Source organism: Micromonospora sp. DH14 (assembly GCF_029809455.1).
GTDB lineage: Bacteria > Actinomycetota > Actinomycetes > Mycobacteriales > Micromonosporaceae > Micromonospora > Micromonospora parva.
Map to the genome: position 1 here is coordinate 74,271 of NZ_JARVKT010000005.1, position 21,609 is coordinate 95,879.

The window sequence follows — 21,609 nt, forward strand, 5'->3', positions numbered from 1 at the left end:
GCGACGGCGATGGCCGGGGCGCGCGGGGGCCGGCAGGGTGGGGTTAGGCGAGGAAGATCAGGGCCAGCCAGCCGCCCACGATGAGGGCCAGGGCCAGGGCCAGCACCCAGGTCGGCACCGTGTAGTCACCGCGCCGGTTACGGTCGATCTCGGCGCGGATCTTCTCCCGCCGGCGTTCGACCCAGTTCTGCCGCTCGCCGCGTTCGGAGCGGTCGGAAGGTCCAGAAGTCGTCATGGCGCGCTCAGCTTAACCGCTCGGCGCGCCGGGCCGACCGGCCCCGTCGGCGCAGCGCACCGCCGGGGCCGGCAACCCGTCACATGCTGGCGATCAGCCGCTCCACCCGCTCGTCGTACGCCCGGAACGGGTCCTTGCACAACACGGTGCGCTGCGCCTGGTCGTTGAGCTTCAGGTGCACCCAGTCGACGGTGAAGTCGCGGCGCTTTTCCTGGGCGTGCCGGATGAACTCGCCCCGCAGCCGGGCCCGGGTGGTCTGCGGCGGGGTCTCCTTGGCCTCGAAGATCTCCGGGTCGGTGGCCACCCGGTCGACGTCACCGCGGCGCTCCAGCAGCCCGTAGAGGCCCCGGCCGCGACGCACGTCGTGGTAGGCCAGGTCCATCTGCGCCACCCGGGGGTGCGACAACGGCAGATCGTGCTTGCGCTGGTAACGCTCGATCAACCGCAGCTTGCTGACCCAGTCGATCTCCCGGGAGACCGGTTCCAGGTCACCGGTCTCCACCGCGTTGAGCACCCGCCCCCACAGCTCGACGACCCGCTTGGCGGCCTGGTCGCCGCCGCGTCGCTCGACGAACTCGGTGGCCTTGGCCAGGTATTCCTGCTGGATGTCCAGTGCGCTGACCTCCTTGCCGTTGGCCAGCCGCACCTTGCGCCGCCCGGTGATGTCGTGCGACACCTCCCGGATGGCCCGGATCGGGTTCTCCAGGGACAGGTCGCGCATCACCACCCCGGCCTCGATCATCCGCAGCACGATGTCGGCGGTGCCGACCTTGAGCAGCGTGGTGACCTCGTTCATGTTGGAGTCACCGACGATCACGTGCAGCCGCCGGTAGCGCTCGGCGTCGGCGTGCGGCTCGTCGCGGGTGTTGATGATCGGGCGGCTGCGGGTGGTCGCCGAGGAGACGCCCTCCCAGATGTGCTCGGCCCGCTGCGAGAGGCAGTAGACCGCGCCGCGTGGGGTCTGCAGGACCTTGCCGGCGCCGCAGATCAACTGCCGGGTCACCAGGAACGGGATGAGCACGTCGGCGAGCCGGCCGAACTCGCCGTGCCGGGAGACCAGGTAGTTCTCGTGGCACCCGTACGAGTTGCCGGCCGAGTCGGTGTTGTTCTTGAACAGGTAGATCTCACCCGCGATGCCCTCGTCGTGCAGCCGCTTCTCCGCGTCGACGAGCAGGCCCTCCAGGATCCGCTCGCCGGCCCGGTCGTGGGCGACCAGATCGGTCACCGAGTCGCACTCCGGTGTCGCGTACTCCGGATGCGACCCGACGTCCAGGTAGAGCCGGGCCCCATTGCGCAGGAAGACGTTGCTCGACCGACCCCAGGACACCACGCGCCGGAACAGATACCGCGCGACCTCGTCCGGGGACAGCCGCCGCTGCCCGCGATAGGTGCAGGTGACGCCGTACTCGGTCTCGAGGCCGAAGATTCGCCGCTCCATGGTGTGACATTAGCCGCCTGGAGGCCCGGTTCGTCACTGTCAGACCACAGGTCGTGCCCCGAGCGCTGTCACATACCGGTTGAGTGCGACATTCCGTCCGGGCCGAGGCTCGCCACGAACTGCCGGCAGCTGTCGTACTCCGGGAGCAGACCCCGCTCGCGCGCCTGGGCGAGGGTCGGCGCCGCGTCGTCGCGCGCGGACAGCAACGGAACCTCCGCCGGCCACTCGATGCCCAACTCCTCGTCCAGCGGGTGCACCGCGTGCTCGCCCGTCGGGTTGTAGGTGGCCGAGCAGAGGTAGCTCAACGTCGCGTCGTCGGTCAACGCGCAGAAGCCGTGCCCCAACCCCTCGCTGAGGTAGACCGCCCGACGGTCGGTGTCGTCCAGCCGGACGCCCTCCCACCGGCCGAAGGTCGGCGAACCCACCCGCAGGTCCACGATCACGTCGAGGACCGCTCCCCGCACACAGGTCACGTACTTGGCCTGCCCGGGCGGGACGTCGGCGAAGTGCACGCCGCGCACGACGCCGCGCGCGGACACCGACAGGTTGGCCTGGGCCAGCCGCAGCGGATGGCCCACCGCCTCGGCGAGCTTGTCGAAGCGGTACCACTCCATGAACATGCCACGCGGGTCACCGTGCTGCTGGGGGCTGATCTCCCAGGCGCCCTCGATGCCCAACTCCCGGATCTTCACCAGGAACCCCCGTCGCGCTCGGCCCGCTCACTGAGCAGCCGGAGCAGGTAGTCGCCGTAGCCGCTCTTGGTCAGCGGCTCGGCCAGCGCGCGCAGCTGCGGGTCGTCGATCAGGCCGGCCCGCCAGGCAACCTCCTCGACACAACCGATCTTGAGGCCCTGCCGTTCCTCGACCACCCGGACGAACTCGGCGGCCTGCATCATCGAGGTGAACGTGCCGGTGTCCAACCAGGCGGTGCCCCGATCCAGCACCGTCACCGACAGCTCGCCCCACTCCCGGTACGCCTCGTTGACCGCCGTGATCTCCAGCTCGCCGCGCGCGCTCGGGGTGAGCTTGCGGGCGATGTCGACCACCCGGTTGTCGTAGAAGTACAGGCCGGGCACCGCGAACCGGGACTTCGGCCGGGCCGGCTTCTCCTCGATCGAGAGCACCCGGCCATCGGCGTCGAAGTCGACCACGCCGTACTCCTGCGGGTTGGCCACCTGATAGGCGAAGACCCGCCCGCCGACCAGGTCACCGTGGTCGGCGAGCTGCCGCCCCAGACCCACACCGTGGAAGATGTTGTCGCCGAGCACCAGCGCCACCGACGCGTCGCCGATGAAGTCCGCGCCGAGGATGAACGCCTGCGCGATGCCCTCCGGGCGCTCCTGGCTGGCGTACTCCAGCCGCAGCCCGAACTGGCTGCCGTCGCCGAGCAGACGACGGAACTGGTCCTGGTCGTCCGGAGTCGTGATCACCAGGATCTCCCGGACCCCGGCCATCACCAGGGTGGAGAGCGGGTAGTAGATCATCGGCTTGTCGAAGACCGGCATCAGCTGCTTCGAGACCGCCCGGGTGATCGGCCAGAGCCGGGACCCGGTGCCGCCGGCAAGTAGGATTCCGCGCACCGGGGAAGCCTAGCCGCACCCGGACAGGTTGTGCGGGGGTCGCATACCGGGCTTAGCGCCAACCGTCGCGTATACTTCCGGACCCGTGAGGATCCTCGTCACCGGCGGAGCCGGATTCATCGGGTCGGAGTACGTCCGCCTGCTGCTGGGCAAGCCCCTCGGCGGCGCCGACGGCGTGCCGCCGCTCAAGCCGGCCGCCGTGACCGTCCTGGACAAGCTGACCTACTCCGGCAACCTCGCCAACCTCGCGCCCGTCCGCGACGACCCGCGACTGCGGTTCGTGCAGGGCGACATCTGCGACCCGGTCGTGGTCGACGAGGTCGTCGCCGGGCACGACGTGATCGTGCACTTCGCCGCCGAGTCACACGTCGACCGCTCGATCGCCGGCGCCGCGCCGTTCGTCACCACCAACGTGCTGGGCACCCAGACGCTGCTCGACGCGGCGCTGCGCCACGGCACCGGACGATTCGTGCACGTCTCCACCGACGAGGTCTACGGCTCGATCGACGAGGGCTCCTGGACCGAGACCTGGCCCCTGGCCCCCAACTCGCCGTACTCGGCGTCCAAGGCCGGCTCCGACCTGCTGGCGCTGTCGTACCACCGCACCCACGGCATGGACGTGGTCGTCACCCGCTGCTCCAACAACTACGGCCCGTACCAGTTCCCCGAGAAGGTCATCCCGCTGTTCGTCACCAACCTGCTCGATGGCGGCACCGTCCCCCTCTACGGCGACGGCGGCAACATCCGCGACTGGCTGCACGTGCACGACCACTGCCGCGGCATCGCCCTCGTGCAGCAGAAGGGCCGCGCCGGCGAGGTCTACAACATCGGCGGCGGCACCGAACTGACCAACAAGGAACTCACCGGTCTGCTCCTGGACGCCTGCGACGCCGGATGGGACCGGGTCGTCCCGGTCACCGACCGCAAGGGCCACGACCGCCGGTACTCGCTCGACATCACCAAGATCAGCGAAGAGCTCGGTTACCACCCCAGCATCACCCTGGACCAGGGCCTCGCCGACACCGTCCGCTGGTATCAGGACAACCGCACGTGGTGGGAACCCCTCAAGTCCGCCCCGGCCGCATGACCCGAATCCTCGTCACCGGCGCGGGCGGGATGCTCGGCCGGGACCTGGTCACCGTGCTGGGGGCACGACCCGACCTCAAGGTGACCGCCGCCACCCGCGCCGACCTGAACGTCACCGACCGCGCGGCGGTGGACGCCGCCGTCGCCGGGCACGACCTGGTGATCAACGCGGCGGCCTGGACCAACGTCGACGCCGCCGAAGCCGACGAGGCCGCGGCGACCGCCGTCAACGGAGACGCCGTGGCCAACCTGGCCGCGGCCTGCGCCGCCGACGGAACCCGACTGATCCAGGTCTCCACCGACTACGTCCTCGCCGGCAACGCCGACACCCCCTACCCGGAGGACGCGCCCACCGCGCCGGTCAACGCGTACGGCCGCAGCAAACTCGTCGGCGAACAGGCCGTCGCGCGCCTCCTGCCCGACACCGGATACGTGGTACGCACCGCCTGGCTGTACGGCGCCCACGGCCCGAACTTCGTGGCCACCATGCTCCAACTCGCCGCCCACCGCGAACACCTCGACGTGGTCGACGACCAACACGGCCAACCCACCTGGTCCTACGCGCTCGCCCAACGACTCGTCGCGCTCGCCGACGCCGCAGTGGCCGGCAACGCGCCGCCCGGCGTCTACCACGGCACCTGCACCGGGCAGACAACCTGGTACGGGTTGGCCCGCGCCACGTTCACGCTGGCCGGGCTGGACCCGGACCGCATCCGACCCACCACCAGCGACCGGTATCCGCGTCCCGCCCCCCGGCCTGCGTACAGTGTGCTAGGGCACAGCCGCTGGGCAGCCGTGGGTCTGCCCCCGCTTCCGGACTGGCACAGCGCCCTGGTTGACGCGTTCCACTCCCCCGCTCCACCCGCCCCGTGGAAGGTCGCATGAAGCTCACCCTCGTCACCGGCCTGACCGGCCTGCTGCTCCTCGGCACCATCGTCGAGCTGCTGCGCCGCCGTCAGCTGCGCGAGAAGTACGGCATGCTCTGGCTCGCCGTACTGGTCGTCGTGATCCCGCTGTCCCTGTTCCCCCGGCTGCTCGACAACGTCGCCGAACTCCTCGGCGTCGCCTCCGGCGTCAGCCTGGTGCTCTTCCTCGGCATCGTCTTCCTACTGCTCGTGTGCGTGCACCTGAGCTGGGAGGTCAGCGCACTCGAAGAAGAGACCCGCACCCTGGCCGAGGACTTCGCCCTGCTGCGCGCCGAGATCGACGCGGACCGGGCGGCCCGTGACGAACTGGTGTCGACCGATGGTTAACGGCAAACGCACACTGATCATCATCCCGGCGCTCAACGAGTCCGGTTCGATCGCCGACGTCGTCGGCGAGGTCCGCGGCGAACTGCCCGGCGTCGACGTGCTCGTCGTCGACGACGGCTCCACCGACCGCACCGCCGCCGTCGCCACCGCCGCCGGCGCCACGGTCGCGAAACTTCCGTACAACCTCGGCGTCGGCGGGGCCATGCGCCTGGGCTACCGCTACGCCCGCGACCACGACTACGACGTCGCCATCCAGATCGACGCCGACGGCCAGCACGACCCCCGGTACGTGCCGAAGCTCGTCGACCTGCTCGACGACAACGACCTCGTCATCGGCGCCCGCTTCGCCGGCGAGGGCGACTACAACGTCCGCGGCCCCCGCCGCTGGGCGATGGTGATGCTCTCCGCCGTGCTGTCCCGGGTCGCCCGCACCAAGCTCACCGACACCACGTCCGGCTTCCGCGCCGCCAACCGGCGGGTCATCGACATGTTCGCCACCTGGTACCCGGCCGAATACCTCGGCGACACCGTGGAGACCCTGGTCCACACCGCCCGCCGCGGATACCGCATCCGGCAGGTGCCCGTCGCCATGCGCAAACGGATGGCCGGCACACCCAGCCACTCCCCCGCCCGGGCGATGATCTACCTCGGCCGCGCGTTCGCCGTCCTCACGCTGGCCCTCATTCGCCGGTGATCCGCCGCCTGCTCCGCCTGATCCCGCCCGGCACCATCGCTGTCGGTGCCGGGCTGGGCCTTCTCGGCCTCGCCTCCTACGTGCACCTCGCGGTCGCCGGCCACAGCCTCAGCACCGCCGACTACTCCGCCCTGTCGGTGCTCTGGTCGATCGTGTTCACCCTCGGCATCGGCGTGTTCATGCCGATCGAACAGGAAGTCGCCCGGATCGTCGCCGCCCGGCACAGCCAGGGGCTGCCCCCGGGGCCGGTGCTGGCCCGCGGCATCACCGTCGCCGCCGTGCTACTCGCCGTGCTGGTGTCGGCCGTCACCATCGGCCGCCAGCCGCTCGCCGACAAGCTCTTCGCCGGCGACGGCAACCTGGTCACCGTGCTGATCGGCGCACTCGCCGCGATGGCCGTCGCCTACGCCACCCGCGGCGTCCTCTCCGGCCTGCAACTGTTCCCCTGGTACGGCACCCAACTCGGGATCGACGGCGGCCTGCGCATCATCATGGTCGCCCTGCTCGGGCTCGCCGGGGTCACCTCCCCCGTCTGGTACGGGCTCGTGCTCGTCGCCGCCCCGCTGGTCAGCGTCCTGGCCACCCTGCCACCGGTGCTGCGCGCCATCGGCGCCGGCCCGCCGGTCGCCTGGGCCACCCTGCTGCGCGGCCTCGGCCTGCTCACCGCCTCCAGTCTGCTCTCCCAGGTCGTGGTGAACATCGGCGTGATCAACGTGCAACTGCTCGCGCCCTCCGACGCGGCAGCCGCCGGCGCGCTCCTGAGCGCCCTCGTGCTGGTCCGCATCCCCCTGTTCGTCTTCGGCTCCCTCCAGGCGTCACTACTGCCCGGCCTGGCCACCACCGCCACCACCGGCGACCAGGCCGGCTTCCACAGCCTGCTGCGCCGGGCACTCGGCATCGTCACCGCCCTCGGCCTCGCCGGGGCCCTCGGCGCCGTGCTGCTCGGCCCGTGGCTGGTCGGCGCCCTCTTCGACGCACCCGGCGTTCTCGGCCACGCGGACTTCGCCTGGTTGGCCGCCGCCACCCTCGCCTACCTGTGGGCAATGGTCCTCGGCCAGGCCCTGCTCGCCCTCGACCGGCACCGCGCCCAGGCCCTCGCCTGGACCGCCGGCGTCGCCGCCCTGATCGCCGTCACGCTGATCCCCGCCCCGGTCACCCTACGAGTCGAGTTGGCGTACACCATCGGGTCCGTCATCGTGGCCGCAACCATGGCGACAGTGCTGCTGCGCGACCGCGCCCACCGACCCACCACCCCCACCCGGCCGCTCGCCGAGGCCGCCGCCCCTGCCGCATCCGGAGGCATCCGATGACCCGCCCACAGGTGACCGCGGTCATGCTCGCCTACGGCGCCGAGCCGTACCTGGTCGACGCCGCCCACGCCGTCCTCGCCAGCACCGACGTCGACATCGAACTGGTCGTCGTCGACAACGGTTGCACTGGCGACGGCATCGACATCGTCAAGGGCTTCCCGCAGGTACGCGTCGTCCGCCCCGAGCAGAACACCGGCTACTCCGGCGGCTGCCGGATCGGCGCCGCCGAGGCCACCGGAGACTGGCTCGCCTTCGTCAACTCCGACGCCATCGTCGCCCCCGACGCCCTCGCCAAGACCGTGGCGGTCGCCGCCGAACCCGGCGTCGGCGCCGCGATGGCCTCCATCCGGCTCGCCGACACCCCCGAACTGATCAACACCGCCGGCAACCCGCTGCACTTCACCGGCCTCTCCTGGGCCGGCGGCAACGGCGAACCGGCCACCGCCCACGCCGTCCGCACCAAGGTCCCGTCACTCAGCGGCTGCTGCTTCGTGATCAGCCGGCAGCGCTGGCAGGAGCTCGACGGCTTCGCCGAAGAATACTTCGCCTATCACGAGGACACCGAGCTGAGCCTGCGGCTCTGGCAACGCGGCCTGCGCCTGGAGTACGTCCCCGACGCCGTCGTACGCCACCACTACGAGTTCTCCCGCAACGACCTGAAGCTCTACCTGGTGGAACGCAACCGGCTGGTCACCCTGCTCACCGCCTACCAGACCCGCACCCTGGTGCTGCTCGCCCCGATGCTGCTGCTCACCGAAGCCGCCATGCTCGCCGCCGCGCTCGCCGGTGGCTGGACCCGGCAGAAGACCCGCGGCTGGGGCTGGCTGTGGCGCAACAGGTCCTGGGTGGGTGCCCGCCGCCGTCAACTCCAAGCCGAACGCACCGTGCCCGACGGGGTGATCGCCGAGCTGATGACCGCCCGGGTCGCCCCCTCGAACGTCGACTCACCCCCCGGCATGGGCGTCTTCAACGCGGTCGCCGCCGGCTACTGGGCCCTCGCCCGGCCGCTGCTCCCCCGCCGCTGACCCACCACACGACAGCGCCGGGGCCCGCTCAGCGGACCCCGGCGCTTCTTCGCACACGATCAACTGCCGGCCTGCCCCGGCCGATCCTCCAGGTCGGCGGAGCCCGCCGAACTGGTCGGCTTGCCCGCCTCCCCGGTCGGCACGCTCGGCGTCTCCGGCAGGTCACTCGCCGGCGGTGCCGCCTTCCCGTCCAGCAACGCGGTCAGCGCGGCCCCGGTGATCCGCCGGAACGTCCGGCCGACCCGCTGACGGTCCAGCACCGCCACCTCGAGCTGGTTCGCGGCGATCGTCCGAGCGGCGCCGCCCTCCCCACCGACGCTGCTGAGCGCCTGCACCGCGACCTTCACCGCCTCACCGAGCGACATGTCCGGCCGGTGGTTGGACTTCAACACACCGGTGATGGCCTCAGCCTGACCACCCATCGCCATCCGCCCCGGCTCGTCATTGACCGAACCGTCGTAGGTGAGCCGGTACAACTCGTCATCGGCGGGGGTGGTCCCGACCTCCGCCACACAGATCTCCACCTCGAACGGCTTCGACTGCTCGGTGAAGATCGCACCAAGGGTCTGCGCGAACGCGTTGGCCAGAGCGCGACCGGTGACGTCCCGGCGGTCGTAGCTGAGCCCGTTCAGGTCGGCCATCCGCACGCCGGCCCGCCGCAGGTTCTCGAACTCGTTGTACCGGCCGACCGCGGCGAAGCCGATCCGGTCGTAGATCTCACTGACCTTGTGCAGGGCGCTGGAGAGGTTCTCCGCGACGAAGAGCACCCCGCCGGAGTAGCTCAGGACCACGGCGCTGCGCCCGCGAGCAATGCCCTTACGGGCCAGCTCCGAGCGGTCACGCATGATCTGTTCGGGCGAGGCGTAGAACTGCATGGCCACGGCGGCGGTTCTCCTAACGGGGCTGTGCTGACGACTGCTGGCAGGTGGGGGTGGGCGGGCTGGCCTAGCCGCCCGGATTTTCCATCCGGCCGGCGACCACGCCCTCGGCGATCGTCGCCGTCTCGGCATCGGTGAGCCGGTAGGTGCCCTCGGCAGTCGCGGTCATCACCACGGGGTAGATCCGCCGGGTCAGGTCGGGCCCACCGGTCGCGGTGTCGTCATCGGCCGCGTCGTAGAGCGCCTCGACCGCCAGCCGCGTCGCGTCCTCGACAGACAACCCGGCCCGGAACCGCTTCTTCAACGCGGACTTGGCGAACAACGACCCGGACCCGATCGCGTCGTAGCCGGTCTCCTCGTACGGGCCACCGGTCACGTCGAAGCTGAAGATCCGACCGGCCCGCGCCGGGTCGGCGGCGGCCAGGTCGAACCCGGCGAAGAGCGGCACCACGGCCAGCCCCTGCATGGCCGCACCCAGATTGCCCCGGATCATCGAGGCCAACCGGTTGGCCTTACCGTCCAACGAGAGCATCGCGCCCTCGATCTTCTCGTAGTGCTCCAGCTCCACCTGGAACAGTCGCATCAGCTCGATGCCGATGCCGGCGGTGCCCGCGATGCCGACCAGCGAGTACGCGTCGGCCGGGTGCACCTTCTCGATGTCACGCTGGGCGATCAGGTTGCCCATGGTGGCCCGTCGGTCGCCCGCCATCACCACACCCTCGGCGGCCGCGATGGCGACGATGGTGGTCGCGTGCGGCGCCAGGTCGGCGGCCATGCCCGGCGGCAGCGGTCGCCGACCGGGCAGCATCTCGGGGGCCACCCGACTCAGAAACGTCGTGAAGGAGGACGTCCCCGCGTTGGTGAACACATCTGGTAGACGCCCGGATGGATCAAAGCCCGCTGCCACGTGGTTCCTCTCAGGTACGTGATCGCCCTGGCCAGCCTCATGGGACTGTCACGGAACTGGCCAAGACCACCGTTGCAGTTGAAGCAGAGTATCCCGCGCACCCATCCGGTGCGATGATCGTGGTCCAGATGTTGCGGGTCGGCGCCGCCACAGATCGCGCAGACCCCGCCCTGCTCGGCCAGGATCTCCTGAAACTCCTTCTCCCCCACGCCGTACCTCCGCCGCAGGTGGTACTCGCGGTTGCCGCCGTACAGCCGCTGCGCCGTCTCCTTACCGCGGGCATTGTGGCAGGGCTTGCAGTAGCTGTACCGACCACTGGCCTTGGTCGTGGTGATGGGGAACTCGTCGAGCGGCTTGATCTGCTCGCAGTCCGGACACCACTTGAGACCCTCACCAACGGGCGTCGGCGACCTCTTCTGCGGGCCGATGCCCCGCTTGCGGCGGCTCGCCTCGGACCGAGCATTGGCGCACGCCTTGCAGTAGAAGGCCAAGCCGTCCACCCGGCGCCGATCACGGTGGAACTCGCTGTAGGCCAGCACTCTCTTGCACTGCGGGCATGCCTTGCCCGGCGGCTCGGTCAAATCGGACATTTACCTCTATTGACCCCCTTTCTGGACGTAACCCCTCACGAATTCTTCTGCATTTTCTTCGAGGACGGAGTCGATCTCGTCGAGAAGGTCGTCGACGTCCTCGGTGATCTCGGCGTGCCGCTCGGCCACCTCGGGGTTGGCCTCGGTGGTGACGTCCTCGATTTCCTCGCCCTGACGGGACTTGCCGGACTGCGACTGGCCGCCGCTGTCATGAGTGGCCACTGCTGCCTCCTCCACGATCGTCTGCGATGAACTTACCTCGCGCGGGCGACGAAAAGCCCGCCGCGCGCCGGCTTACGGCACACGACGGGCGGACGAATCCGGAATCAGCCCCCGGTCAACGTCTCCAGCAGGTCCTTGGCGCTGGCGCAGCGGTCGAACAGCGCACCGACGTGCGCGCGGGTGCCCCGCTCCGGCTCCATCATCGGCACCCGGACGAGCGACTCCCGGCCCACGTCGAAGATCACTGAGTCCCAGCTCGCGGCAACCACCTCGGAGGCGTACTGGGCGAGGCAGCGACCACGGAAGTAGGCCCGGGTGTCCTCCGGGGGCTCGGTCATCGCGGTACGGGTCTCGTCGTCGGTGAGCAGCGTCTTCATCGCCCCCCGGCTGACCAGGCGGTGGTAGAGGCCCTTCTCCGGCCGGACGTCGGAGTATTGCAGGTCGACGAGCTGGAGCTTGTGCGAGCCCCAACCGAGCTTCTCCCGCTCCCGGTAGCCCTCCAGCAGCCGCAGTTTGGCCACCCAGTCCAACTCGTCGGCGCAGAGCATCGGGTCCCGGCCCAGCCGGTCCAGGACGCTCTCCCAGCGGTCGAGCACGTCGACGGTCTGCTCGTCGACGTCGGTGCCGTACCGGTCCTCGACAAAGGACCGGGCCCGCTCCAGGTAGGCCCACTGCAGGTCCAGCGCGGTGAGCCGGCGGCCGTCGCGCAGCCGCATGCGGTGCGTCAGGGAGGGGTCGTGGCTGACGGCACGCAGCTCACTGACCGGGTCGGCGATGCCGAGGTCGGCGCCGAGCGCCTTCTCCTCGATCATGGTGAGGATCAGGGCGGTGGTGCCGACCTTGAGGTAGGTGGAGATCTCGGAGAGGTTGGCGTCGCCGATGATGACGTGCAGCCGGCGGTACTTGTCGGCGTCGGCGTGCGGCTCGTCGCGGGTGTTGATGATCGGCCGCTTGAGGGTGGTTTCCAGGCCCACCTCGACCTCGAAGAAGTCGGCGCGCTGGGAGATCTGGAAGCCGCTCTGGCCGCCGTCCTGGCCGATGCCGACGCGGCCGGCGCCGCAGACGATCTGGCGGGTGACGAAGAACGGCGTCAGGTACGCCACGATGTCGGCGAACGGCGTCTGCCGGCGCATCAGGTAGTTCTCGTGGGCGCCGTAGCTGGCGCCCTTGTTGTCGGTGTTGTTCTTGTAGAGGTGGATCGGTTGGGTGCCCGGGATGGTGGCGGCCCGGCGGGATGCCTCGGCCATCACCCGCTCGCCGGCCTTGTCCCAGCGCACGATGTCGCGGGGGGTGGTGACCTCCGGGGTGGAGTATTCGGGGTGGGCGTGGTCCACGTAGAGCCGGGCGCCGTTGGTGAGTATCACGTTGGCCAGGCCGAGGTCTTCGTCGGCGAGGGCCTCGGCGGGGTCGTACGCGGCGCCGGAGTAGGTGAAGCCGCGGGCGTCGCGCAGCGGCGACTCTTCCTCGTAGTCCCACCGGGCCCGACCGCCCCGGTTGAGTTCCGGGCGGGCCCCGTAGGCGTTGACCACCTGCGACGAGGTGACCATCGGGTTGGCTCCGGCCTGTCCGGGCACGGAGATGCCGTACTCGACCTCGGTGCCCATGATTCGCCGTACGCTCATGCCGCGCCCCGCTTCAGCTCGCTGACGTACCGGTCCACGCCCCGGCCGGCCGGCGCGTTACCGCTCGATCGGCCCTGCGCTCCAGCCTAGTCCGAATCCGACAGCAACGCCCGCACCGGGCGTGGTCGGCCGGTCGGCCGGTCAGCGAGGATCCAGGGCCGGCTCGGAGATCGCTGACGCCGTCTCGTCGGGCTCGTCGAGGGGGCGCATCGAGACCCGCCAGGCGAGGACGCCGAGCAGTGTCAGCCCGAGCACGCTCGCCAGCAGGGGCGTGATCGACCCGAGCGGGGGGTGCCAGTCGCCGGCGAAGGGGTTGAAGGTGCGGAAGGTCAGGTATTTGGGCAGCCCGTCCTGCCACCGCACCATCGTCAGGATGAGGACGAAGAGGTGGATCGGCAGGAGCAGGATGACGCTGATTCGGACCAGGGTCCGGCTGCGGGTGGCGTCGAGGCCGCGTTCCTCCCAGACGTACGCGGCGAAGAGCATCACCCCGGCGAGCATCGGCAGCATGTAGCGGCCCTGGGTGACGAACCCGGTCTGCTTGACCAGTGCCACCTGCATCACGGACGGCACCACGGTGCCGGCGACGATCAGGACGAGCAGTCGCCACCGGTCGACCAGCCGGCCGAAGACGAACGCGCCGATCAGTAGTGTCGCGGCGACGAACTGCCAGGTCAGGTAGATCGGCGCGGGCATTCGGGTGTCCAGCCACGAGGTCACGCCGACCATCTGGTCGAGGTAGCCGCGCCACCGGTCGGTTTCGGCGAGGGCGGCCTGGCCGTAGGTGTAGACGTGGCCGCCGTACTTGCCGAGGTCGGAGGTTTTCATCACGACGCCCCAGCCGAGCGCGGTGACGGCTGCCACGGCGATGCCGCCCACCCACCACCAGACGGCCTTCTCGCGCACCAGCCGGCCGACGTTGCTCTGCCGCCAGGGGAAGGCGAAGGCGACGAACGCGGCGGCCAGCCAGAGGGGCCCGGTCTGCCGCAGCATGGCCAGCAGCAGCCCGCTGATGCCCGCGAGGATGAGGAGCCCGTGGTGCGGTTTGGGTCGGCGGTCCAGGAACAGCGGGATCGTCGCGGCGAAGAACGCCACGCCGGCGGCGATCTCCACGCCGTTGGGGTTGACGGCGCTGGCCATCTGGGCGGCCATCGGGGTGACGGCGACCAGCAGACCGGCGATCATCAGACGGCGGCGGGACCAGGTCACCGCCACGACGAACGCGCTGGCGAGCAGCGCCGCGGCGATGCCGGCGCTGATGAACCGGGCGAGCAGCACTCCGGACCAGCCCGGCCAGAGGTCGAGTGGCCAGCCGACCAGGGCGTAGTAGACGGGGTGGTAGCGACCGGCGCCGGTGCCGGCGCGTACGGGGGTGTCGTCGCTGCCCGGTGGGACCGCGCAGGCGGCGGAGACGGCCGGCTTGAACTGCCAGCACTGTTCTCTGACCAGGCCGGCGGGGACGTCCTGGAAGGCCCCTGAGCCCTTCTTGGCGTCGGCCGGCGGCGGGGCGATCTCGCCCGCCGCCACTCCGGCGGCGCGGATCATGTGTTCCCGCTCGTCCGGTGTGCCGTCGTAGGGGGCGGCGAGAGACCAGGCCCCGATGGTCAGCAGGAAGCCGACGAAGGCCAGGATCCAGACCCGGCGGGTGCCGGCGACGGCGCCGTCGCCGGCCGCAGGTTGTTCGGTCATCGCGGTTCTCTGCGCTGCCTTTCAGGGGGCGTGGGACGGATCAGGGCCCGGTACCGGTCAGTCCGGCGTCGACTGGATGTCGAGGGTGAGCGCGGAGATCAGCATGTGGATGCCGGTCAGCAGCGGCCCGACGCAGAGCAGGACGCTGCCGGTGGTGGCGACGGGTGGGCCGAGCGTCTCGGCCAGTACCCAGATCCCCCAGCCGGTGCCGAACAGGATGAGGAACAGGCCGGTGAAGAAGAGCAGCGCGACGGCGGAGAACGAGGCGAGGACGTGCTTGAGCAGCATCCGCCGCCAGAAGCCGCGGAAGAGGAGGCTGGCGATGCGGGGGGCGACCTTGTGGATGCGCATCGTCGACACCTCCTCGCCGTAGCTGGCAGGGACCGGTACGTCCTTGGCTCGGGCGTTGGCGATGTTGAGCCAGATGAGGAGGTCGTTCTCGAATTCGTAGCCGCGGGCCACGGCGGCGACGTTGAGCCGCAGCAGGGCCGACCGGGAGACCGCGGTGTAGCCGTTCTGCGGGTCGAAGAGGTTCCAGTAGCCGCTGGCGACCTTGGTCGCGAACGACAGGGCGACGCTGCCCAGCATCCGTACGGCCGGCATGTCGGCGAACGACGTGCGGGAGAAGAAGCGGTTGGCCTTGGTGAACTCGTAGCCGTCGTCGCAGATCGGGTCGAGCAGCGCCGGCAGGTAGGCCGGGTCCATCTGGGCGTCACCGGCCATCACGACGTTGATGTCGGCGCCCAGGAGGAGGGCCCGCTCGTGCCCGTCCATGATCGAACCGCCGACGCCGGTGTTCTTCTCGTGGTCGATGACGACGACCCGTGGGTCGCCCACCGCGCGGGCACGCGCGGAGGTGTCGTCGGTGGAGCAGTCGTTGATGACCACGATGAAGTCCACGAAGTCGGGCATCGTGGTGATCGTCTTGCCGATCAGCCGGCTCTCGTTGTATGCCGGGACGACGGCGGCGATCTTCTGACCCTTGTACATGCTCAGCCGACCAGGGCGGTGTCGCGGATCTGCAGGCACACCTCGAGGGCGGCGAGGCCGTCTTCGCCGCTGACCACCGGGCGGCGGCGGTTGACGACACAGTCGGCGAAGTGCCGCAGCTCGTGCATCAGCGGTTCGCCGTGCTGGGACAGGAAGGGGATCTCGACGCGGCCGCTCTGCCGGTAGCGCACGCCACCCTCGGAGAGGAACTCGGAGTGTTCGATGCGGTGCACCTCGACCTGCTGGCGCAGCAGGTCGGCGATGACGCAGTCGTTGCGCTGGGTGAGGGTGACGCGGCGGATCTTGTTCTGGCTGACCCGGCTCGCGGTGATGTTGGCGATCATGCCGTTTTCGAACATGAGCAGGGCGAACGCCAGGTCCTGCTCGGCGGAGCGGACGATCCGGGTCGCCGCGCGGTGCGCGACGATCTCCGAGCCGGCCACCGTGCGGGCCAGGTCGACGTCGTGGATCATCAGGTCCAGCAGGACGTCGGCGAGGGCCCGGTTGGAGAACGGGCCGACCCGGGTGATCTCCAACGACAGCGGGTCGTCCACCAGTTGAAGGAGTTCTGTCACCGCCGGGTTGAAGCGCTCGACGTGGCCGACCATCAGCACGCGGTCGTGCTTCTCGGCGAGGTCGATGAGGCTCCGCGCGTCGGCGACGGACGTCGCGATCGGCTTCTCGACGAGCAGGTCCCGGCCGCTGCGCAGGATGCGTGCGCCCAACTCACCGTGCGTCTCGCTCGGGGTCGCCAGGACGACGGCGTCCACGCCGGCCAGCGCCTCGTCGAGGTCGGTCGTGTACTGCGCGCCGATGGCCTTGGCCAGGGTGGCGGCCCGCTGGGGGTCGGGGTCGCAGACGGAGGTGACGGTGACGTCCGGCGTGGAGAGCGCCACCCGGCCGTGGTTCGCGCCCATGATGCCCGCGCCGATGATCGCCAAATTAGGCATTGAACGCACCTCGTACGGCCTCGATCACCTGGTCGACGTCGTCGTTGGCCAGGTGCTGGTGGACAGGAAGGGAGAGCGCCTCCTCGGCGGCGCGCAGGGCACGAGGGGTGTCGTCCGTGCCGATCTGCGGGTGACCCACGTAGCAGTCGTAGTGGTGCATGAGGCGGGGGTAGTACAGACCGTAGCCGATCTGCCGCTCGTCGAGCCGCTTGCCGAGGTCGTCGCGGCTCAGTGGCGCGTCGGCGCCGATTCGCACCGTGTACTGGTGCCAGACGTGGCTGCGTCCCGCCGGTACCGACGGGGTGGTCAGACCGGGCAGGTCGGCGAGGCCGGCGGTCAGCTTCGCGGCGTTCTCGGCCCGCCGGGCGGTGGTCTCGGCCAGCCGGCCGACCTGCGGCACGGCGATGGCGGCCTGCAGGTCGGTCAGTCGCCAGTTGTGGCCCGGCGCCTCGTACTGGTACCGCACCCGCATGCCCTGGTTGCGCAGCAGCCGCAGCCGGTCGGCGATGGCGTCGTCGGAGGTGGTGATCAGGCCACCTTCGCCGCACTGCAGGTTCTTCGTGGCGTACATGGAGAAGCAGCCGACGCCGAACGAGCCGACCGCCCGGTCACCGACACGGGCGCCGTGCGCCTGGGCGGCGTCCTCGACGATCGCGAGCCCGGCGGTGTCGGCGATCGCGGTGAGGGTCGTCATGTCGGCGGGCAGCCCGTAGAGGTGCACCGGCAGGATGGCCTTGGTCCGTTCGTTGACCAGCGCCTTGACCGATTCCGGGTCGATGGTGAAGTCGTCGCGGATGTCGGCGAAGCGGACCGTCGCCCCTGACTCGAGGATCGCGTTCAGGGTCGCCGCGAAGCTGAAGGGGGTGGTGATCACCTCGTCGCCGGGCCGCAGACCGAGCGCTTCGAGAGCGGCGACCAGGGCGACGGTGCCGTTGCTGACGGCCACGGCGTGCGGCACACCGCACAGCTCCGCGAAGGACCGCTCCAGTTCGGCGACCATCGGGCCCTGCGCCAGCCTGCCGGAGCGCAGAACCGACAGGACCGCGGCCTCTTCCTCGGGGCCGATGACCACCGACGTGATGGGAATAGACATGAGGGGTCTCCTGTGAGGTTCAGCGCTCTTCGAGGACGCCGGCGGGCAACTGCTCGTCGCCGCGGGCGACCACCTCGCCGTTGCGGTTGACCCAGCCGAGGTGCCGGGCCGGGTTGCCGGCCACGAGTTGGTGCGGCTGCACGTCCCGGGTGACGACGGCGCCCGCGGCCACCAGGGCGTACTCCCCGATCTCGGTGCCGCAGACGATCGTGGCGTTGGCGCCGATGGAGGCCCCCGTGCGGACCAGTGTCGGCGTGACCTTCCAGTCCGGGTTCTGCGCCCGCGGGTTGAGGTCGTTGGTGAAGACGGCGCTCGGGCCGACGAACACCTCGTCCTCGAGCGTGACACCGTGGTAGACGGAGACGTTGTTCTGCACCTTGACGCGGTCACCGATGGTGACTCCGGCGTCGACGAACACGTTGCGTCCGAGGGTGCAGCCGGCACCGATGCGAGCGGTCGACCGGACGTGCGTCAGATGCCAGATCCGAGTCCCGGCTCCGACCTCGGCCCCGGCCTCCACCTCGGCTGTCGGGTGGATGGAGACACTCGGCATGTCGGTCACTGCACACCTTCGGGGGGTCTCGGGGCGATCGCGGGACGGGGAGACGATAGCGTGCTCCACCGTGACGACACATGGCGGGTCCGCATCCGAGGGTCAGCGATGAGGGCGGCGGCCTCGGCGACGATCGCAGGTCTGACACGCCGCAGCGAGGTGCGTTTTCTGATCGTCGGCGGGCTCAGCGCGATCACCGACACCAGTGCGCTCTACCTGTTCCACGGGGTGCTGGGGGTGTGGCTTCCGTTCGCCACGGTGCTCGCGTTCGCCGTGGCGTTCGTGGTCAACTTCGGGCTGAACCGGGCCTGGTCGTTCGGCTCGACCGGCGACGTCGGCGGTCAGGCGTGGCGGTATCTGCTGCTGGTGCTGGTCAATCTGGCGCTCACTGTCGCCCTCGTGCAGGGGCTGACCTGGGCCGGCCTGCCGTATCTGGTCGCGAAGGTGCTCACCACCGGCGGCCTGGCGGTGTTGAACCTCTTCGTCTCCCGCAGGTGGATCTTCACCGACGGTCAGCGCTGACGCGCGGCGGTCCGCCGCCGGGTGCACAACGGCAACCGGGGCGACGCGTGTCGACGCGTCGCCCCGGTTGAACGCTGGTGCTACAGGTACTGGCCGGTGTTGCTGGCGGTCTCGATGGACCGGCCGGCCTCGGCGCCCTTGCCGCCGGAGACGAGCGTGCGGATGTAGACGATCCGCTCGCCCTTCTTGCCGGAGATGCGGGCCCAGTCGTCGGGGTTGGTGGTGTTGGGGAGATCCTCGTTCTCGCGGAACTCGTCGACGCAGGCGTCGAGCAGGTGCTGCAGGCGCAGCCCCTTGCGGCCCGAGGTGAGGAACTCCTTGATGGCCATCTTCTTGCTCCGGTCGACGATGTTCTGGATCATCGCGCCGGAGTTGAAGTCCTTGAAGTAGAGGACCTCCTTGTCACCGTTGGCGTAGGTGACCTCGAGGAAGCGGTTCTCCTCGGTTTCGGAGTACATCCGCAGCACCACGGCGTCGATCATCGCCGCGACGGTGGCCTGGGGGTCGGTGCCGTGTTCGGCCAGGTCGTCCGGGTGCAGGGGCAGCCCGGAGAGGATGTACTTCGAGAAGATGTCCTTGGCCGCTTCGGCGTCCGGTCGCTCGATCTTGATTTTCACGTCGAGCCGACCGGGGCGCAGGATCGCCGGGTCGATCATGTCTTCCCGGTTGGAGGCGCCGATGACGATGACGTTCTCCAGGCCCTCCACGCCGTCGATCTCGCTGAGCAACTGCGGGACGATGGTGTTCTCCACGTCGGAGGAGACACCGGAGCCACGGGTCCGGAAGATCGAGTCCATCTCGTCGAAGAACACGATCACCGGCGTGCCCTCGCCGGCCTTCTCCCGGGCCCGCTGGAAGATCAGCCGGATGTGCCGCTCGGTCTCGCCGACGTACTTGTTGAGCAGCTCGGGACCCTTGATGTTGAGGAAGAAGCTGGTGTGCTTCTCCTTGCCCTGGCGCTCAGCGATCTTCTTGGCCAGCGAGTTGGCCACCGCCTTGGCGATGAGCGTCTTGCCGCAGCCGGGCGGGCCGTAGAGCAGGATGCCCTTGGGCGGGCGGAGCTGGTGCTCACGGAACAGGTCCGCGTGCAGGAACGGCAACTCCACCGCGTCGCGGATCTGCTCGATCTGCGACTGGAGGCCACCGATGTCGCCGTAGTCGACGTCGGGCACCTCCTCCAGGACCAGCTCCTCGACCTCGCTCTTCGGGATCCGCTCGTACGCGTACGCCGAGCGGGGCTCGATCATGAGCGAGTCGCCGGCCCGGATCGCCGAGCCGATGAGCGTCTCGGCGAGGTGCACGATGCGCTCCTCGTCGGAGTGGGAGACCACCAGCGCCCGGTCGCCCGGCCCGCCGTTCGGTCCCTCCAGGATCTCCTTGAGCATCACCACCTCGCCGACCCGCTCGTAGCCGAACGCGTCGACGATGTTGAGCGCGTCGTTGAGCAGGACCTCCTGGCCGCGCCGCAGATCACCCACGTCGAGCGAGGGCGAGACCGCGACCCGTAGTTTCCGGCCACCGGTGAAGACGTCCACCGTGCCGTCCTCGTGCTTGGCCAGGAAGACTCCGTAACCGCTCGGCGGTTGCGCGAGCCGGTCGATCTCCTCCTTGAGCGTCACGATCTGCGTGCGAGCCTCCTTGAGGGTGCTCACCAGCCGATCGTTGTTCTCGGTCAGCCGCGCCAACTGGGCCTGGGTGGCCGCCAGCCGCTCTTCGAGCTGCCGGACGTGTCGGGGGCTTTCGGTCAACTTGCGCCGCACCAGGGCGAGTTCCTCCTGAAGGAACGCGACCTGCGTGGAGAGATCGTGGGCTTCCTTCTCCCACCGTGCGGCGCGCGAGTCCGCGTCGTCGCTACGTGCTGCCACGTCCCACCTCCCCGGGGGGCTTGAACGTTCTGCCCTAACACTAGCCGCTATGAGGCCGATTCGGTCCCACGCAACACCCTCGTCACCGAACCTTGATCGCCAAGGGTGGCCTGACGGGCGGTTACCGGCGTTCGGGTACCGTCGGAGCGTGGGACGGGAGAACATGGGGGGTGCACCGGTGGCCGAGGTCGCGACCGACGAGTTGCAGGTCTGGGTCGACCAGGATCTCTGCACCGGCGACGGGCTCTGCGTGCAGTACGCGCCGGAGGTCTTCGAGTTCGACATCGACGGCCTGGCCTACGTCAAGGGCGCCGACGGTGAGCTGCGGATGGCGCCGGGCAGCCGGGTCGACGTCCCCGCGCACCTGCGACTCGAGGTGATCGACTCGGCGAAGGAGTGCCCGGGCGACTGCATCCACGTGGTGCGCGGCGACGGCGTCGAGGTCGCCGGCCCGGAGGCCGAGGACGACTGACCCACCGGCCGGGCCGCGCGGCCCGGCCGGGTCCAGAACGGGGGTACGCCTCAGAGCATCGGCCGGCCGACCACCGAGGCGACCAACCGCGCGAACTCCTCCAACCGGGCGATCTGCCCGGCCCCGCCGTCGTCGAGGGTCTTGCCGAACCGCAGCGCGTCGTGCCGGGGCGTGCCGGCCATCTCCTCGCTCGGTGGCGCCTCGTCCAACGAGGTGAGCAGCAGGTAGACGTCGATGCTGTCGACCCGGATCTCGCCGCTGTCGGAACGGTTGAGCCGTCGCCGGCAGCCCACCTCGGTGACGGTGGAGACCGGCACCACCCGCAGCGACGAGGTCATCGAGCCGGGTGGGCCCTCCTCCGGCGGCACGTCCTCGCCGTGCCAGAGGATGAGCCGGCTGCCGTCACAGACCACGACCTCCTGCCACACCCCGTTGACCTCGTTGACGAAACGTTCCAGGGTGAAGCCGAGCACCGACGCGCCGCGCAGCACGCCTCCGAGCGCCTCCAGGGCGACGTCCGGGTCCCGCAGGTAGGCCCGCGCCGCGGACTCCAGGTCCTGGTAGGGCGACCAGTCGGGAAAGACCGCGGGGAGGTCTCCACCGCCGTAGCCCGGTCGGCTCATGCCAGCGTCTCCC

At 70.0% G+C, this 21,609-nt stretch carries 24 protein-coding genes; 8 read left to right on the forward strand and 16 right to left on the reverse strand.

Annotated features, from left to right (window positions below; translation table 11 throughout):
* Positions 1-43: 43 nt before the first annotated feature.
* From QCZ28_RS09215 to rfbA, 4 genes are all read right to left on the reverse strand, one after another.
* A complete protein-coding gene (locus tag QCZ28_RS09215) occupies positions 44-235 on the reverse strand; it encodes a hypothetical protein (RefSeq protein ID WP_279516196.1) in 192 nt (63 codons plus the stop codon).
* Positions 236-314: 79 nt separating this feature from the next.
* Entirely contained in the window at positions 315-1,673 is a 1,359-nt protein-coding gene (gene pafA / locus QCZ28_RS09220) for a Pup--protein ligase (RefSeq protein WP_030332925.1), read from the reverse strand.
* 68 nt (positions 1,674-1,741) lie between these two features.
* Positions 1,742-2,365, reverse strand: coding sequence for a dTDP-4-dehydrorhamnose 3,5-epimerase (gene rfbC, locus QCZ28_RS09225; protein WP_279516197.1), 624 nt, complete (start codon positions 2,363-2,365; stop codon positions 1,742-1,744).
* Positions 2,362-3,252, reverse strand: a complete 891-nt coding sequence (rfbA, locus tag QCZ28_RS09230) for a glucose-1-phosphate thymidylyltransferase RfbA (RefSeq protein ID WP_279516198.1) — start codon at positions 3,250-3,252, stop codon at positions 2,362-2,364. Before rfbA ends, rfbC begins: the two co-directional genes overlap by 4 nt.
* Positions 3,253-3,337: 85 nt before the next feature.
* Between rfbA and rfbB the strand changes: the two genes are divergently transcribed.
* The 6 genes from rfbB to QCZ28_RS09260 are packed head-to-tail and all read left to right on the forward strand — an operon-like array spanning position 3,338 to position 8,620.
* Positions 3,338-4,339, forward strand: a complete 1,002-nt coding sequence (gene rfbB, locus QCZ28_RS09235; RefSeq protein WP_279516199.1) for a dTDP-glucose 4,6-dehydratase — start codon at positions 3,338-3,340, stop codon at positions 4,337-4,339.
* A complete protein-coding gene (rfbD, locus tag QCZ28_RS09240; RefSeq protein ID WP_279516200.1) occupies positions 4,336-5,223 on the forward strand; it encodes a dTDP-4-dehydrorhamnose reductase in 888 nt (295 codons plus the stop codon). The genes rfbB and rfbD overlap by 4 nt, the downstream gene beginning before the upstream one ends.
* Positions 5,220-5,591 (forward strand): DUF2304 domain-containing protein, encoded by a 372-nt coding sequence (locus QCZ28_RS09245; protein ID WP_030332916.1) that lies wholly within the window; start codon positions 5,220-5,222, stop codon positions 5,589-5,591. The genes rfbD and QCZ28_RS09245 overlap by 4 nt, the downstream gene beginning before the upstream one ends.
* Positions 5,584-6,285: a glycosyltransferase family 2 protein gene (locus QCZ28_RS09250; RefSeq protein WP_279516201.1), complete on the forward strand. Its 702-nt coding sequence runs from the start codon at positions 5,584-5,586 to the stop codon at positions 6,283-6,285. Before QCZ28_RS09245 ends, QCZ28_RS09250 begins: the two co-directional genes overlap by 8 nt.
* Positions 6,282-7,595 (forward strand): polysaccharide biosynthesis protein, encoded by a 1,314-nt coding sequence (locus QCZ28_RS09255; protein WP_279516202.1) that lies wholly within the window; start codon positions 6,282-6,284, stop codon positions 7,593-7,595. The genes QCZ28_RS09250 and QCZ28_RS09255 overlap by 4 nt, the downstream gene beginning before the upstream one ends.
* Positions 7,592-8,620 carry a glycosyltransferase family 2 protein gene (locus QCZ28_RS09260; protein WP_279516203.1) on the forward strand — a complete coding sequence of 343 codons (1,029 nt, stop codon included), beginning with the start codon at positions 7,592-7,594 and terminating at the stop codon, positions 8,618-8,620. The genes QCZ28_RS09255 and QCZ28_RS09260 overlap by 4 nt, the downstream gene beginning before the upstream one ends.
* Before the next feature lie 59 nt (positions 8,621-8,679).
* Here QCZ28_RS09260 and prcA read toward each other — a convergent pair whose 3' ends face one another.
* The 10 genes from prcA to QCZ28_RS09310 all read right to left on the reverse strand — a co-directional run bounded on the left by prcA (position 8,680) and on the right by QCZ28_RS09310 (position 18,114).
* A complete protein-coding gene (gene prcA / locus QCZ28_RS09265; RefSeq protein WP_279516204.1) occupies positions 8,680-9,501 on the reverse strand; it encodes a proteasome subunit alpha in 822 nt (273 codons plus the stop codon).
* A gap of 64 nt (positions 9,502-9,565) precedes the next feature.
* Complete coding sequence (prcB, locus tag QCZ28_RS09270; RefSeq protein WP_030332906.1) at positions 9,566-10,405, reverse strand: proteasome subunit beta; 840 nt, start codon at positions 10,403-10,405, stop codon at positions 9,566-9,568.
* A complete protein-coding gene (locus tag QCZ28_RS09275; protein ID WP_279516205.1) occupies positions 10,324-10,995 on the reverse strand; it encodes an endonuclease VII domain-containing protein in 672 nt (223 codons plus the stop codon). The genes prcB and QCZ28_RS09275 overlap by 82 nt, the downstream gene beginning before the upstream one ends.
* A gap of 6 nt (positions 10,996-11,001) precedes the next feature.
* Positions 11,002-11,217: a ubiquitin-like protein Pup gene (locus QCZ28_RS09280; RefSeq protein WP_030332902.1), complete on the reverse strand. Its 216-nt coding sequence runs from the start codon at positions 11,215-11,217 to the stop codon at positions 11,002-11,004.
* Between the two features lie 104 nt (positions 11,218-11,321).
* Positions 11,322-12,839, reverse strand: a complete 1,518-nt coding sequence (gene dop / locus QCZ28_RS09285; protein ID WP_347815097.1) for a depupylase/deamidase Dop — start codon at positions 12,837-12,839, stop codon at positions 11,322-11,324.
* A gap of 141 nt (positions 12,840-12,980) precedes the next feature.
* Positions 12,981-14,528, reverse strand: a complete 1,548-nt coding sequence (locus QCZ28_RS09290) for a DUF2142 domain-containing protein (protein ID WP_279516206.1) — start codon at positions 14,526-14,528, stop codon at positions 12,981-12,983.
* Between the two features lie 57 nt (positions 14,529-14,585).
* The gene (locus QCZ28_RS09295; RefSeq protein ID WP_279516207.1) at positions 14,586-15,518 is read right to left on the reverse strand and encodes a glycosyltransferase family 2 protein; all 933 of its coding nucleotides are present in this window, start codon (positions 15,516-15,518) and stop codon (positions 14,586-14,588) included.
* A gap of 2 nt (positions 15,519-15,520) precedes the next feature.
* A complete protein-coding gene (locus QCZ28_RS09300) occupies positions 15,521-16,468 on the reverse strand; it encodes a Gfo/Idh/MocA family oxidoreductase (protein WP_279516208.1) in 948 nt (315 codons plus the stop codon).
* Complete coding sequence (locus QCZ28_RS09305; RefSeq protein WP_279516209.1) at positions 16,461-17,561, reverse strand: DegT/DnrJ/EryC1/StrS family aminotransferase; 1,101 nt, start codon at positions 17,559-17,561, stop codon at positions 16,461-16,463. Before QCZ28_RS09305 ends, QCZ28_RS09300 begins: the two co-directional genes overlap by 8 nt.
* A 19-nt stretch (positions 17,562-17,580) precedes the next feature.
* Positions 17,581-18,114, reverse strand: a complete 534-nt coding sequence (locus QCZ28_RS09310) for an acyltransferase (protein WP_279516390.1) — start codon at positions 18,112-18,114, stop codon at positions 17,581-17,583.
* 159 nt (positions 18,115-18,273) lie between these two features.
* On the opposite strand from QCZ28_RS09310, the gene QCZ28_RS09315 reads away from it, so the two are divergent.
* Positions 18,274-18,636, forward strand: coding sequence for a GtrA family protein (locus tag QCZ28_RS09315; protein ID WP_167337305.1), 363 nt, complete (start codon positions 18,274-18,276; stop codon positions 18,634-18,636).
* A gap of 80 nt (positions 18,637-18,716) precedes the next feature.
* Here the strand turns inward: QCZ28_RS09315 and arc are convergent, their stop codons facing one another.
* Positions 18,717-20,501: a proteasome ATPase gene (gene arc, locus QCZ28_RS09320; RefSeq protein WP_030332887.1), complete on the reverse strand. Its 1,785-nt coding sequence runs from the start codon at positions 20,499-20,501 to the stop codon at positions 18,717-18,719.
* A 178-nt stretch (positions 20,502-20,679) separates the two neighbouring features.
* Between arc and QCZ28_RS09325 the strand changes: the two genes are divergently transcribed.
* The gene (locus tag QCZ28_RS09325; protein WP_279516391.1) at positions 20,680-20,973 is read left to right on the forward strand and encodes a ferredoxin; all 294 of its coding nucleotides are present in this window, start codon (positions 20,680-20,682) and stop codon (positions 20,971-20,973) included.
* Positions 20,974-21,023: 50 nt separating this feature from the next.
* Here QCZ28_RS09325 and QCZ28_RS09330 read toward each other — a convergent pair whose 3' ends face one another.
* Entirely contained in the window at positions 21,024-21,596 is a 573-nt protein-coding gene (locus QCZ28_RS09330) for a hypothetical protein (RefSeq protein ID WP_030332883.1), read from the reverse strand.
* Between the last annotated feature and the right edge of the window lie 13 nt (positions 21,597-21,609).